The 13548-nt window shown below is 50.6% G+C and carries 12 protein-coding genes and 1 riboswitch; all 12 genes read right to left on the bottom strand.

From position 1 onward, the window contains the following. Positions 1-2 precede the first annotated feature (2 nt). The 12 genes from HW447_RS10830 to HW447_RS10775 all read right to left on the bottom strand — a co-directional run bounded on the left by HW447_RS10830 (position 3) and on the right by HW447_RS10775 (position 13528). Positions 3-590 (bottom strand): anthranilate synthase component II, encoded by a 588-nt coding sequence (locus HW447_RS10830; RefSeq protein ID WP_176255280.1) that lies wholly within the window; start codon positions 588-590, stop codon positions 3-5. Further along, entirely contained in the window at positions 587-2095 is a 1509-nt protein-coding gene (locus HW447_RS10825; RefSeq protein WP_176255279.1) for an anthranilate synthase component I family protein, read from the bottom strand. Before HW447_RS10825 ends, HW447_RS10830 begins: the two co-directional genes overlap by 4 nt. 455 nt (positions 2096-2550) lie before the next feature. Then, positions 2551-3195, bottom strand: a complete 645-nt coding sequence (thiE, locus tag HW447_RS10820; RefSeq protein ID WP_176255278.1) for a thiamine phosphate synthase — start codon at positions 3193-3195, stop codon at positions 2551-2553. A gap of 21 nt (positions 3196-3216) precedes the next feature. Further along, a complete protein-coding gene (thiC, locus tag HW447_RS10815; protein ID WP_176255277.1) occupies positions 3217-4524 on the bottom strand; it encodes a phosphomethylpyrimidine synthase ThiC in 1308 nt (435 codons plus the stop codon). 130 nt (positions 4525-4654) lie between these two features. Continuing rightward, a riboswitch (TPP riboswitch) is annotated at positions 4655-4764 on the bottom strand. Between the two features lie 66 nt (positions 4765-4830). Beyond that, positions 4831-5685: a Cof-type HAD-IIB family hydrolase gene (locus tag HW447_RS10810; RefSeq protein ID WP_176255276.1), complete on the bottom strand. Its 855-nt coding sequence runs from the start codon at positions 5683-5685 to the stop codon at positions 4831-4833. Between the two features lie 4 nt (positions 5686-5689). Continuing rightward, positions 5690-7114, bottom strand: a complete 1425-nt coding sequence (locus HW447_RS10805; protein ID WP_176255275.1) for an ABC transporter substrate-binding protein — start codon at positions 7112-7114, stop codon at positions 5690-5692. A 49-nt stretch (positions 7115-7163) separates the two neighbouring features. Beyond that, positions 7164-8075 (bottom strand): carbohydrate ABC transporter permease, encoded by a 912-nt coding sequence (locus HW447_RS10800; RefSeq protein WP_176255274.1) that lies wholly within the window; start codon positions 8073-8075, stop codon positions 7164-7166. Beyond that, positions 8075-8941 (bottom strand): carbohydrate ABC transporter permease, encoded by an 867-nt coding sequence (locus HW447_RS10795; protein ID WP_176255273.1) that lies wholly within the window; start codon positions 8939-8941, stop codon positions 8075-8077. Before HW447_RS10795 ends, HW447_RS10800 begins: the two co-directional genes overlap by 1 nt. Before the next feature lie 17 nt (positions 8942-8958). After that, positions 8959-10095: an ABC transporter ATP-binding protein gene (locus tag HW447_RS10790; RefSeq protein ID WP_176255272.1), complete on the bottom strand. Its 1137-nt coding sequence runs from the start codon at positions 10093-10095 to the stop codon at positions 8959-8961. 207 nt (positions 10096-10302) lie between these two features. Continuing rightward, complete coding sequence (locus tag HW447_RS10785; RefSeq protein WP_176255271.1) at positions 10303-10701, bottom strand: zinc ribbon domain-containing protein; 399 nt, start codon at positions 10699-10701, stop codon at positions 10303-10305. An 89-nt stretch (positions 10702-10790) separates the two neighbouring features. Beyond that, entirely contained in the window at positions 10791-12512 is a 1722-nt protein-coding gene (gene ilvD, locus HW447_RS10780) for a dihydroxy-acid dehydratase (protein ID WP_176255270.1), read from the bottom strand. A gap of 305 nt (positions 12513-12817) precedes the next feature. Further along, entirely contained in the window at positions 12818-13528 is a 711-nt protein-coding gene (locus tag HW447_RS10775) for a FadR/GntR family transcriptional regulator (RefSeq protein WP_176255269.1), read from the bottom strand. Between the last annotated feature and the right edge of the window lie 20 nt (positions 13529-13548).

Raw genomic sequence — 13548 nt, 5'->3', positions numbered from 1 at the left:
CTCTAGTTCCCAATTTCCAGGAAATTTTTCAGTATTTTCCTTCCATCCGGCGTCAATATGGATTCCGGGTGAAACTGCAGACCGTACACCGGATATGCTTTATGCTGCACTGCCATGATCTCACCGGCCTCACAGTCCCTTGCTGTGACCTCCAGTTCCTTAGGAAGAGACCCTGGATCAGCAATCAGCGAGTGATATCTTGCCGCCATGATCTCATGAGTAAGCCCTCTAAACAAAGGACAGGTTCCATTTTCCCCGGACTCCACCCGAATCCGGCTCTGCTTGCCGTGCATCAGCCGCTTTGCATGGGTAATGGTTCCGCCGAAGGCTTCGCAGATTCCCTGATGGCCCAGACACACACCCAGTATAGGGATTTCTTCCTTTAATTCCCGCACCGCGTCCTCCAGGATCCCCGCATCCCCGGGATATCCCGGTCCTGGAGACAGGATCAAATGATCGGGAGCCATGGTACGGATCTCTCCTATGGTGATCCTGTCGTTTCGCACCACACGGATATCCGGCCGGATGCTCCCGATCATCTGAACCAGGTTATAAGAAAAGCTGTCATAATTATCAATCAAAAGGATCATATATCATCCGCCTCCCCTGCGTACATGATAGCCTGCATCACTGCCCCGGCCTTATTTTCGGATTCCTCATATTCCCGCTCCGGCACGCTGTCCGCCACAATCCCGCCTCCGGCCTGAACAGTAACGGAGCCATTCTCCTTTACAGCCATGCGAATGGCGATACAGGTATCCATATTGCCGGTCAGATCCAGATATCCCAGCGCTCCGCCGTATATGCCTCTGGGAACCTGCTCCAGCTCTTCAATAATCTGGCAGGCCCGAATCTTTGGTGCTCCCGATAAGGTTCCTGCCGGAAGCAGGGCCTCCACGGCGGAGCAGCCGTCGCAGCCCTCGCCAATCTTTCCCTCCACCTGGGAGCATATATGCATGATCCGGGAATATTTGTGGATCATCTGATACTGCGTAACCTCTACGGTACCGAATGAGGAGATTCTGCCAATGTCATTTCTCCCAAGATCCACCAGCATATTGTGCTCTGCCAGTTCCTTTTCATCCGCCAGCAGCTCCGTCTCCAGCGCCTCATCCTCTGACGGGGAATTGCCTCTGGGCCTGGAACCCGCTACCGGAAAGGTGATAAGACGTCCGTCCTTTAACCGCACCAGCGTTTCCGGCGACGCGCTGATGATCTCCGTCTCTCCCAGATTCATATACACCATATAGGGGGATGGATTTGTGGTCCGCAGCACCCGGTAGGCGTTTAAGAGACTGCCCTCAAAGGAGGCCGTAAACTGCCGTGATATCACGGCCTGGAAAATATCTCCGTCCCTGATATATTCCCTGGTTTTCTCTACCATGCGGCAGTATTCCTCTTTCGACACATTGCAGGAAAATGCGGATGCCCGGCCTGCGCTCTGAGGAGCAGGCGGCGTCTGATCCCGGATCAGGGCTATGGTCTCCTGGATCCTGCGGCAGGCATTTCCATATTCTTCCATTAAATACTCTGCAAACGGGAAAGACGGTTCGGCTGTCCTGCGCCCAGTCTTTATATTCATCACAATAGAGATTTTCTGTTTCAGATGATCATAGGCGATCACCTGATCAAACAGCATCAGCTCCATATCTGCTCCATTTCCTCTGGAAATTTTCAGCACCGGCTCCGCGTACCCGATCATGGCGTAGGAAAAATACCCTGCAAATCCCCCTGCAAAGGGCGGCTGCCCCTGAATCTTTGGCGCCTTAAAGCGGTTAAGAATCTGCCGCAGTTCCTCATAGGGCGCAGCCGTTGTCAGCGTTTTTGACGGATATTCCTCTGTGCGGCTGTCAATAACCATCCGTCCTTCTTTTAAGGTCACCCGCAGAATGGGATTAAATCCTAAAAAGGAATACCTGCCCCATTTCTCCCCGCCTTCCACGCTCTCCAGAAGAAAATACTCCTTCGACCGCTCCGCCAGCCTCCTGAGGAGAGTAATGGGAGTCACCATATCTGCAAATACCTCTCTGCAGATGGGGATCCGGTCATAATCAGCTGCCAGTTTTAAAATTTCTTCACATGAGGGAATCATCATCTTCATACTCCTTTCCTGCCATCAAAAAAGGCCCTTGTCTCCACCCGCTGTTCTCTACAGCCGGCAGGGACAAAAGCCTCTATAAGCTTCTGCGGTACCACCCTGGTTGGCGAAAGATCCATTTCACCTGAAAATGAAAACAAAAAAGCACCAAGTTAAACTCTAACCTGATGCTGTGTTTCACAACTGCCGGATCCAAATCATACGCCCGCTCTGCAACGCACCATCATGCGTCCTCCCTGGTAACGGCGGGATCACCGTCAGTCCATACTCCCGGTTCTCCGGTTTCTGACTGCCCTCACAGGTCCATTCAGATCCTATCTTAACGCTTCCTTACACCAGCCGGAAGCTCTCTGCGCTTAAGGGTATGATCCTACTTACTCCTGCTCAACGGTTTCTGTCATTATTTTTGATGAGGTCATTATAATCAGTCTTTTTTGATCTGTCAACTGTTTTTACAAACATTTTTCCATTTTTTTCCGGAGCTGCCGGGTGGTAGCTTCGATATCCCTGGCGCCGAAAATACCGGACACGATCGCTGCACCGGCCACCTGGCTGCCCTGTAATTTTTCAATATTTTCCAGGCAAATGCCCCCGATGGCCACTACAGGGATGGAAACGGATCGGCAGATCTCTCCCAGCCGTTCCTTGGTCATTGGCAGGGCGTCTGACTTGGTGGAGGTGCCGAATACGGCCCCGCTTCCCAGATAATCCGCCCCCTGATCCTGGGCTTTCAGCGCCTGCTCCACGGTTTTTGCGGTAACGCCCAGAATCTTATCCGGCCCAAGGATTTCCCTGGCGCGTCCGGCTTCCATGTCGCTTTGTCCCACATGGACGCCGTCCGCCCCGCACAGAAGAGCCAGCTTTACATGATCATCAATGAGAAAGGGCACATTGTACCGTTCCGTCAGCCTTCTAAGCCTGCGGGCCTCTTCCAGATAGTCCTGCACGTTTTCATCCGTGAGTCCCTTTTCCCGCATCTGCACCATGGTAGCGCCGCCCTTTAATGCAGTCTCCACCTGGTCATAAAGGCTCATCTTCCCGGTCCAGGCCCGGTCCGTCACTGCATAAATCAAAAGCTGTCCTCTGTCAAATCTCATATCCAAACTCCCTTACATCCATCATTCATCAAAGATACTTACAATCTCTCCGTCCAAAATCCGGTTCATATTTTTCACTGCGCAGAAATTGCCGCACATGGAACAGGTATCCTCCTTCTCTGGTTTTGCCGCGGCCCGGTAGGTTCTGGCCTTTTCGGGATCAATGGAGAGTTCAAAGGTCTTTTCCCAGTCCAGTTTCTTTCTGGCCTCGCTCATCCGGCGGTCCCAGTCAGCCGCTCCCCGGATTCCCTTTGCGATATCTGCCGCATGGGCTGCGATCTTAGAGGCGATGATACCCTCTTTTACGTCATTGAGATCCGGAAGGCGCAGATGCTCCGCAGGAGTCACATAGCAGAGGAAGGACGCTCCGCAGGAGGCTGCGACAGCTCCGCCGATAGCTGCCGTGATATGGTCATAGCCGGGGGCAATATCCGTCACCAGAGGTCCCAGCACATAGAAAGGCGCGCCCTTGCAGATGGTCTGCTGAATCTTCATATTGGCCTCGATCTGGTTTAAAGGCATATGGCCCGGCCCCTCTACGATCACCTGCACATCCTTCTCCCAGGCCCGTCGGGTCAACTCGCCTAAGGTTACAAGCTCTTCGATCTGTGAAATGTCCGTTGCATCATCGATGCAGCCCGGACGGCAGGCGTCTCCCAGGCTGATGGTCACGTCGTACTTGCGGCAGATGTCCAGAATCCTGTCATAGTGCTCATAAAATGGATTTTCCTTTCCTGTCATCTCCATCCAGGCAAAGATAATAGAGCCGCCTCTGGAAACAATGTTCATCAGGCGTTTATTTTCCTTAAAACGGTCTGCTGTCCTGCGGTTGATGCCCACATGAATCGTCATAAAATCTACGCCGTCCTGGGCGTGCATTTCCACAATCTTCAGCCACTCCTCCGTGGTAATGTCCTTTAACGCCTTGTGATAATATACCACTGCGTCATAAATAGGCACGGTTCCGATGATGGCGGGACATTCAGCCGTCAGCTTTCTTCTGAACTTCTGGGTATCGCCCCAGGAGCTTAAATCCATAATGGACTCTGCCCCCATCTTCACCGCGTTGTTTACCTTATCAAGCTCCATATCCAGATCCCTGCAGTCCCTGGAGGTGCCAAGGTTTACGTTGATCTTGGTCCGCAGCATGGAACCGATTCCATTTGGATCCAGACAGCAGTGGTTTTTATTGGCAGGGATCGCCACCCGTCCCTCGGCCACCAAAGCCATCAGCTCCTTTACATCAAACTGCTCCTTTTCGGCTACCTTTTTCATCTCTTTCGTGACGATGCCTTTTCTGGCGGCATCCATCTGTGTGGTATATTCCATCTCATCTTCCTCCTTGCAGGTGTTGTACAAATACATCAATATTCGTCTCCCAAAGAGGCTGCCGGACGGACGCAAAAAGGTCCGCCCCATAAGGAACGGACCGTGTATACATCATATGAACCTGCTGTCCATATCCAGTCGAAATATTTCCCTACGTTGGCATTACCCAAATCAGGTACGATCGGTCGAAGTTCGATTACTTCCTCTCAGCCTGCACTACAAGCTCCCTGTTGTTTCTCAGCATATCACTGCTTACTGGTATGTGTCAAGTTTTTTCTGGGAACCACCTTAAAAACGGCCGCCGCTTTATCCTCTGGAACGCGCCTCCTGGGATAAAATCAGAGTCTCAACAGCATATGCCACTCCGTCCTCATCGTTGGTGCGTGTCAGGCATTTGGCGGTCTTTTTTACCGACTCCATGGCATTTCCCATGGCAATGGTATATTTTAAGCCCATGGACAGCATGGAGGTATCGTTTTCACTGTCTCCAATGGCCATGATCTCATCCAACCGGATTCCCCGTGCAGAGGCATAGGCCGCTAACGCCTTTCCCTTCTGGGCATCCTTATGTGTCAGCTCCAGATTGGTATAAAAAGAAGAGGCGACAGCCAGATTCTCAATCTCCTTTAAGCGCTCCTTCAGGTCATTGAGCGTCTGCGAGGATGCATGAAGCACAGAGATCTTGAAAAATTCCAGCCCCAGGCTAAAAAGCTCCTCCTCCCTTACCAGATGAAACCTGTCTCTCACCGCCTCATAGGAATATGCAGCCATAGGAAGAAGAATATCTCTTTCATAGGCGTCCCGAAATTCCTCCTCTGTGGAAATGGAAAAGCTTCCCCGACTGGTCATAAAATCAAAGACAGCGCCAAATTCCTTTCCGGCCCGGAGGATCTGTTTTACCTGCTCTGTCTGAAAAACAGTCTTGTCTGCCAGCCTGCCGTTCCAGTCATAGATGCAGGATCCGTTCATGCAGATTACCGACGCCCGGATTCCTCTCTCTTTTAAAGGAAGCAGAGCATCCTCATAGCTTCTTCCGGTACATACTAAAAACTCGGTTCCCAGGGCCTGAAGGCACTGGACAGCGTAAGCGTTGCGCCTGGAAATGCGGCCCTCTGAATTTAACAGGGTTCCGTCCATATCTACTGCGATTAGTTTGATCATATTTCTAATTATTTAAAAGATTGTACTCCTCAATAGATTTGTTGATCTGTTCCGCCATCTTATTCACTGTATCCTCAGGGCTGGCGCCGTTATTGAGCATATTTTCGATTTCCGTCTGCACAATCTGTCTTGCCTCAGGGAATACGCTTAAAAGCGCGCCTGCAGACTCTGGAGAAGAGTCATGGAGCTGGTCAATGGCCGTACCGAACTGCGGATATTTCTCCAGGTTCTCCTTAAATACAGGTTCATCATGAGCGGCAGTGGTAACAGGGAAATAACCGGTCTGGGAATTCCAGTATGCCTGGCTTTCAGGAGATACCATGAACTTTATGAACTCCCATACTGCTGCCTCCTTGTCTGGATCCCCGTTATTTAACGCCCACAGGGAGGCTCCGCCGATGGAAACGCCGCCCTGATCATCCGGGCTTACCTTGGGGAAATATGCGGTTCCCACCTCGAATTTGCCGTTTACATCCTCTAAAATCTGCTTTAAGGACGCCGTAGAGCCAAGGGTCATTGCGGACTTTCCGGCGCTGAAATCAGCCAGGCCGGCATCTCCGCCCTTGCCTACATTGGGGGCATACCCTTTATCATAAAGCTCCTTCCATGCAGCCAGCGTTTTTGCGCCGGAACCGTTTTTATCAAATTCAACCGCTGTGGCAGCTCCAGTGCGCCCGTTTCCGTTATCCACATAGGCCGCCCCCTGTTTTCCTGTGAACTGCTCAAAAAACCATCCGTAGATGCTTAAGGAAATGGGCTCACCTGCCCCGCCCTTCTGCATCAGATCCTCCGCAATCTCCCCAATCTCAGGAAGGCTTTCAGGGACGTTTGTGATGCCCGCTTTCTCAAACATATCCTTGTTGTAGTAAAGAATTGGCGTAGAGGAGTTGAACGGCATGGAATACAGCTTATTATCTACAGTATAATAGGCCGCAATATTGGGCTCCAGCGAAGAAGCGTCCCAGCCGTCTGCGTCGATGAGCTCCTGCATGGGGATTACCCAGCCGGAATCAATCATAAAGCGTGTTCCAATATCATAAATCTGTACCAGATCTGCGCCCATATTTCCAATCTGGGCGCTCTTTAATTTATTGATTGCATCGTCATATTCTCCCTGATACTGGGCGTCTACCTTAATGCCCTTATCATTTTCCTCATTAAATTTATTCACCAGATAATCCATAGCCTCGCCGTTGACGCCTCCCATGGAATGCCAGAAGGTGATGGTCTGTCCTGCGGCATCTCCTGCCCCGGCTGATGCATCAGTTTTCCCTGCAGTCTCCTGGCCAGCTGCAGCGGTATCTGAGGCGGATGTTCCCGTCTGGGAAGCTTTTGCAGCCTCTGTCTGAGAAGATGGCCCGCCGCAGCCGCTTAAGGCAGCGGCCGCTGTTACCGCAGCAATTACAGGGATCAGTGTTCTTTTCTTCATCGTCATTTTCCTCCAGTGGAATCTTATTTTCAAACCATTATGTATTTCATCAGCCTTTGACCGCTCCGGAGAACATTCCCCGGATCAGCTGTTTTTGTCCGATAACGAAAATGGATATAGACGGTATAATGACCATAATCACTCCGGCGATCATAAGCGTAATTGACTGGGCATCTACACTGTTTAACATACTGATACCGATCTGCACAGTACGCATTTCATTAGAACCAGTTACTAACAGCGGCCACATATACATATTCCATGCGTTGATAAATGTGTACACCGCCATTGCGCCGATGGCGGATTTTGTCAGCGGAAGCAGGATACGGAAGATAAACCGCAGATTGCTGCAGCCGTCGATCTTTGCCGACTCATACAGTGAAATAGGAAAGGACTTATAAAACTGCCTGAACAGGAAAATACCCATAGCGGAGGTCAGATAAGGAACAATGAGCACCTGATAGGAGTCCAGCCATCCCCAGCTGCTGACCGTAAGATAATTGGAAATAATGGTAGCCTCTCCGGGAACCATCATAGTAGCCATGACCAGCATAAACAGCGCCTCTTTCCCCTTAAAATCCAGGAATGAGAAGGAAAATGCCGCTAAAGAACAGGAAATGATCTGCCCCAGGGTAATCAGTCCCGCCACCAGAAAAGAATTGAGCACAAACCGCATCAGCGGCACCTTTACAAGGGCCTGGGCAAAATTTTCCCCCGTTGGATTTGCCGGAAACAGGTTTAATTCCGTTGTAAACAGTTCGCTGGAGGGCATAAAGGCCACGCTGACGGCATAAAGGAGCGGCAGCAGGATAATAACAGCCATGACCACATTAAGCCCAATCAGGATTCCCGTGCGGATTCTGCGGACGCGCAGGGCCCTTCGGTTGGCCTCCTCATGAAGCCGTTGGATTTGCTCCCTGGTGATCCGGGCGTCTCGTTTGATTGCAAATGACTGATCCATTAGTAGCTGACCCCTTTCTTTTCGATCTTAAACATTACAAGCGTAAGCGCCATGATAATGGCAAAGAGAATCACGGACTCCGCAGCCGCGCTTCCAAACCGGTAGTTAAAGAAGGCGTCTCTGTAAATGGAGTACACGATCAGGTTGGTGGAATTTCCCGGGCCGCCCTCCGTCAGGATTTTTACCTGGCCGAAGGACTGAAAGGCCTGAATGATATTTACCACTACCGTGTAAAACATAATGGGGCTTAAGCCCGGAAGGGTCAGACGAAAAAACTGCTGTATCCCGCCTGCCCCGTCTACGGAGGCCCTCTCATAAATGGAATCGTCAATGCTGCTTAAGCCTGCGGAAAAATACAGGAAATTGATTCCACTGTTTAACCAGGCAGTCAGCACCGCCACGCAGACCAGAGCGTACCTGGGATCGTTTATCCAGTTGATATTAAGTCCCAAAAGCTTATTCACAATCCCGATCGAGGGGTGGAGCATAATCTTAAAGATCATGGCTGCGGAACTGGAGGCGATGGCCATGGGCAGCGCATAGGCCGTGCTGAATGCCCGGATCCCCGGAAATGTCCGATTGCAGAGCACAGCCGCAAAAAGCCCCAGAGCCATGCTTCCCGCCACCACGATTACTACAAAGATCACCGTAACCTTTAAGCTGTCCCAGAATACGGGGGAGGTCAGAAGATCTGTATAGTTTCCAAAACCCACAAACAGCTTTGCCTCGCCCATCTTATTTGTCTTATAAAGACTCAGATAAATAGTCTTAAAAAACGGATAAAACAAGAAAACGGCAAAAACAATCATAGCGGGAAGGATATAGGCGTAAGGGCCTGTTTTCTTAAAAAAATCCCTGATTTTCATGTTTCAAATGCTCCCTTTTATATGTATAATATATTTTCCCCTGTGTCCGCATCAAAAAGCTTAATCCGGCTCATATCCGCAAACAGGCGGATGTGCTCGCCGGGACGGGCATTACAGTCCGGAGGAAGCTTGGCGGCCAGCTGACTCTTTTTATCTGCTGCCCCGCCTGTTTCATCCATATCCCCTGCAATATCCCCATGAAGGATAACCTCAGCCCCCAGAAGCTCTCTTACGTGGATCTCCATTTCCAGGGCCGCTCCATCCGGTCCCTCCTGATGGAGATCCTCCGGCCGGATTCCCAGGATTACCCGTTTTCCCGTACAGCTCCGATCCGCTGCCCGTCTGGCCGCCGCTGCGCCCAGGGGAAGTCTCCAGCTTTTTCCACAGACCCACGTGATTTCCTTCTCTTTTTTCACAGAAACCTCCAGAAAATTCATAGACGGCGAACCAATGAATCCGGCTACAAACTGGTTGATGGGATTCTCATACAGCTCTGCCGGCGCGGCTACCTGCTGGATTCTCCCATCCTTCATGACTACAATACGAGTTCCCAGGGTCATGGCCTCTACCTGATCGTGCGTCACATAGATAATAGTTGCCCCCAGTTCCCTGTGAAGCCTTGCAAGCTCCACCCGCATCTGACCCCTCAGCTTGGCGTCCAGATTGGACAACGGCTCATCCATCAGATATACCTTTGGCTGCCTTACAATCACGCTTCCAATGGCGACTCTCTGTCTCTGCCCGCCGGAGAGCGCCGCAGGCCTGCGGTCTAACAGATGGCTGATCTCCAGAGTCCCGGCAGCCTCCCGCACCCGGCGGTCAATCTCCTCCTTTGGAAGCTTTCTCACCCGAAGACTGAAGGCCATATTTTCATAAACGCTCATATGAGGATACAGGGCGTAATTCTGAAATACCATGGACAGTTCCCTGTTTTTCGGTTCTACCATGTTCATCAGGCAGTCATCGATCCACAGTTCTCCGGAGGAAATTTCCTCAAGACCTGCTATCATCCGCAGAGTAGTGGACTTGCCGCAGCCTGACGGACCTACAAAGATGATAAAGTCCTTATCCCGGATTTCAAGATTGAAGTCCTTTACTGCGCTATAGCCGTTTTTATACGTCTTACACACATTTACCAATGAGATATTCGCCATTTTTCTTCCCTTCAGTTTCTGATACTTTTCAATATTTTCTTAACGTCAATCCTCTACTATCATAAAAAACGAACGTAAAATCGAAAAGCAGGTTTTGGTAAAATGTTTGCTGTCCCCAGTCCATTGCTGCCTGACTGGGCGTTTGTGCTCCTGAATGCAAAAAAAATACGGCAAAGGGAAACCGGATTCTTTTCCCTTTGCCGCGTTTCAGATACGTCCTCCGCAGACAGGACAGTAATTATAGTCCTCATCCGTTTCAAAGCCGCACCTCATGCACTTTTTATGACCCTTTCCCGAACCTTCCTTCCAGGTTCCTGCATACCGTCCTTCCTTTACCAGACGAAGATCCGCCTCTGTAATATCCGGATTTTCTCCTCTGAGAACGGCCTTTCCCACCTCCGGCTCCAGTTCATAAACCGCCTCGCAGCAGTCCATTTTCACATAGTAGCGCCGATTCCATTTAAAAAGAGGAATGAAGAAAAAGCTGAAATACGTATAAATCATTAGTACCTGGTACCGGCCGCGGCTGCCGCAGCTGCCGCAAAGCCGGATCAGGCCCTCTGATACTATCTTCTGTCCCTGGCTGATGCCTCCGATGAATATCATGGTTTTGTCCCTCCCCTTTCCTATGCCTGTATCTTTCCTTTATCATAGCGGGTTTGGGAACAGACGTCAACCGTCTGTAACAGAACCTTTTATACCATATATCCGCCCTTCATGGGGGATACAGCGTGCTCGGAGTAGATCTTTAAAACTCCCTTGGTATACTTTGGCGCCTTTGGCTTCCAGGCGGCCTTACGCTCCGCCAGAACCTTATCTACCTCTTCCCTGGACATCTCCTGACCATGGATTCCCACGATCTCCAGCACCCGCTCCGGGATATCGATACGAATCAGGTCTCCTTCCTCTACCAGGGCAATGGGGCCGCCTTCTGCTGCCTCCGGGGATACATGTCCGATAGCCGGTCCCTTGGAAGCGCCGGAGAAACGGCCGTCTGTAATCAGAGCGATGGTCTTTCCCAGCTCCGGATCCGAGGAAATCGCCTCCGTAGTATAGAACATCTCCGGCATACCCGATCCCTTCGGTCCCTCATAGCGGATGAATACGGCATCTCCCGGCTGGATCCTGTGGGAGAGAACCGCCGCAATGGCATCTTCCTCACAGTCAAAGGGCCTTGCCTTTAATACGGCTTTGAACATTTCCTTCGGTACTGCGGAGTGTTTTACAACAGAGCCTTCCGGCGCAAGGTTGCCCCGAAGGATTCCCACAGTTCCATCATCACCGATAGGCTCGTCAAAGGTGCGGATCACATCCGTGCGCTTTAAGCCCCATTTCTTTAGATATCCTTCGCACTTGTCATAAAAACCATTCTTTTTCAAATCCTCCAGATTCTCGCCCAGCGTCTTTCCTGTCACGGTCATCACATCCAGATGGAGCATGGATTTGATCTCCTCCATCACTGCCGGAACACCGCCCGCATAGTAAAAGAACTGCGCCGGCCACTTTCCTGCGGGACGGATATCCAGAAGATAATGCGCCCCCCGGTGCATCCGGTCAAAGGTATCCGCGTCAATCTCAATTCCCAGTTCATGAGCCATAGCCGGAATGTGGAGCAGGGAATTGGTGGAGCCAGAGATAGCTGCGTGTACCATAATAGCATTTTCAAATGCCTTCTCTGTCACAATATCGCTGGCCTTGATTCCCTTCTTAACTAACTCTGTGATCTGCTTTCCTGCCTTATATGCCATTTCCTTTAAATCCTCACAGGTCGCCGGCATCAGAGCGGAGCCGGGGAGCATAAGCCCAAGGGCCTCTGCCATGATCTGCATGGTGGAAGCAGTTCCCATAAATGAGCAGGCGCCGCAGGAAGGACAGGCGTGGTGCTTATAGTAGGTCAGCTTCTCGTCTGTAATCTCCCCTCTCTGGCACATGGCGGAGTACATACCAATCTGTTCCAGTGTCAGAAGATCCGGACCTGCATCCATGACGCCGCCGGTAATAACGATAGAAGGCATATCCAGCCTTGCAAGCCCCATCAGGCAGGCGGGCACAGACTTATCACAGCTGGCAATAAACACACCTCCGTCAAAGCCTGTGGAATTTCCATGGATCTCGATCATATTTGCAATCATATCCCGATGAGCAAGTGAGTAGTTGATTCCGTCATGCCCCTGGGCAATGCCGTCACAAATATCCGTAGTAAAATACCTGGCTCCTCTTGCGCCTGCATCCGAGATGCCCCGCATCGCCTCATCTACAAACTGATTCAGATGAGCGCTGCCGGGATGGCTGTCCCCAAAGGTACTCTCCACCAGGATCTGAGGCTTGTCCAGATCCTCCACGGTCCATCCCATCCCCATCTTTAACGGGTCATTCTCCGGCGCAAGCGCCCTTACTCTCTGACTGTTTAATTCCATGATTAATGATTCCTCCTTCTTAACCAAGTATGTACGTGCATCTGATGTTTGCCGGCCGCTTTGCCATGCTGTGCAGCCTGCATTCAAAATCATCAGATGTATTTTGTTTTTATCATAGCATTTGGCCCTCTTTTTTTCAAGTCATCAGATTACCATTCTACTTTATGCCGAAAAATTGTTTTTATTTTTATGCATCATACACAAAAAGTCCAGAATCTTTTACAGATTCCAGACTTTCATCGGATGGATCATGGTATTTCTTCTTACAAAATCATCTGACAGTTTCCCCGGATCTGTCTCCTGTCTCACCTCTGTTCTTTCTCTTCCTTCATCAGTTTCAGTATCATGTTCCGGTTATATGTCATGTGCATCATCATGGCGGTTTTCGCTCCGATGGGATCATGGGCGGCAATGGCGTCCACAATAGCCCTGTGAGTCATAATGGTTTCTTTTGTCAGCTTCTGATGCGTCACATTTACAAACATCAGCACTGCGGTATCGATAATCGGGATCAGCTGCTCTACAACCATATTTCCAGAGCACCGGGCCACGCTGGTATGAAAGGCAATATCGTCCCTGATATACAGATCGCCGGCCTTTATCTTCTCCTCTACCTGGTCGCAGTGATAGCGCAGCTGCCGAATGGACTCCTCCGTCGCGTTTAAAGCCGCCATTTCCGCAATGCCCGGTTCTAAGATCAGGCGCACATTCACCAGATCAAGAGCCAGGGCAATTTTATCCTCCACGCCGCTTAAGCCTAATGGATCAAGATCGGAAGGAGTTGTGCTGACCACGTAGGTTCCCGATCCCTGGCGCACTTCCAGTACGCCGCGGGAAGCCAGCAGTTTGACAGCCTCCCGAATGGTGCTGCGGCCTACGCCGAATTTCTCTCCCAGTTCAAATTCGTTGGGAAGCTTATCTCCCGGCCTCATGGACAGTTCCAGAATATAATGGTAAATCTGTTCCTGAACCTGCTCCGCCAAAAGCTTATTTTTAATATTGGAAAATCCTTCCATATACATCTCCTTGCTTAAAA

Origin of the sequence: Enterocloster alcoholdehydrogenati, from assembly GCF_013282095.1 — a bacterium.
In the GTDB taxonomy this organism is placed as follows: domain Bacteria; phylum Bacillota; class Clostridia; order Lachnospirales; family Lachnospiraceae; genus Enterocloster; species Enterocloster alcoholdehydrogenati.
The sequence above is the reverse complement of the archived record's forward strand: the minus strand, read 5'-3'. Positions and strand labels throughout refer to the sequence as shown.

What these genes read in the sequence shown, in the direction of transcription:
- HW447_RS10785 (WP_176255271.1), bottom strand. Translation starts at nt 10,701, where the DNA reads ATGATATTCATCGGAGGCATCAGCCAGGGACAGAAGATAGTATCAGAG.
- HW447_RS10830 (WP_176255280.1), bottom strand. Translation starts at nt 590, where the DNA reads ATGATCCTTTTGATTGATAATTATGACAGCTTTTCTTATAACCTGGTT.
- HW447_RS10800 (WP_176255274.1), bottom strand. Translation starts at nt 8,075, where the DNA reads ATGGATCAGTCATTTGCAATCAAACGAGACGCCCGGATCACCAGGGAG.
- HW447_RS10775 (WP_176255269.1), bottom strand. Translation starts at nt 13,528, where the DNA reads ATGGAAGGATTTTCCAATATTAAAAATAAGCTTTTGGCGGAGCAGGTT.
- HW447_RS10790 (WP_176255272.1), bottom strand. Translation starts at nt 10,095, where the DNA reads ATGGCGAATATCTCATTGGTAAATGTGTGTAAGACGTATAAAAACGGC.
- HW447_RS10810 (WP_176255276.1), bottom strand. Translation starts at nt 5,685, where the DNA reads ATGATCAAACTAATCGCAGTAGATATGGACGGAACCCTGTTAAATTCA.
- HW447_RS10825 (WP_176255279.1), bottom strand. Translation starts at nt 2,095, where the DNA reads ATGATGATTCCCTCATGTGAAGAAATTTTAAAACTGGCAGCTGATTAT.
- thiC (WP_176255277.1), bottom strand. Translation starts at nt 4,524, where the DNA reads ATGGAATATACCACACAGATGGATGCCGCCAGAAAAGGCATCGTCACG.
- ilvD (WP_176255270.1), bottom strand. Translation starts at nt 12,512, where the DNA reads ATGGAATTAAACAGTCAGAGAGTAAGGGCGCTTGCGCCGGAGAATGAC.
- HW447_RS10805 (WP_176255275.1), bottom strand. Translation starts at nt 7,114, where the DNA reads ATGAAGAAAAGAACACTGATCCCTGTAATTGCTGCGGTAACAGCGGCC.
- HW447_RS10795 (WP_176255273.1), bottom strand. Translation starts at nt 8,941, where the DNA reads ATGAAAATCAGGGATTTTTTTAAGAAAACAGGCCCTTACGCCTATATC.
- thiE (WP_176255278.1), bottom strand. Translation starts at nt 3,195, where the DNA reads ATGAGATTTGACAGAGGACAGCTTTTGATTTATGCAGTGACGGACCGG.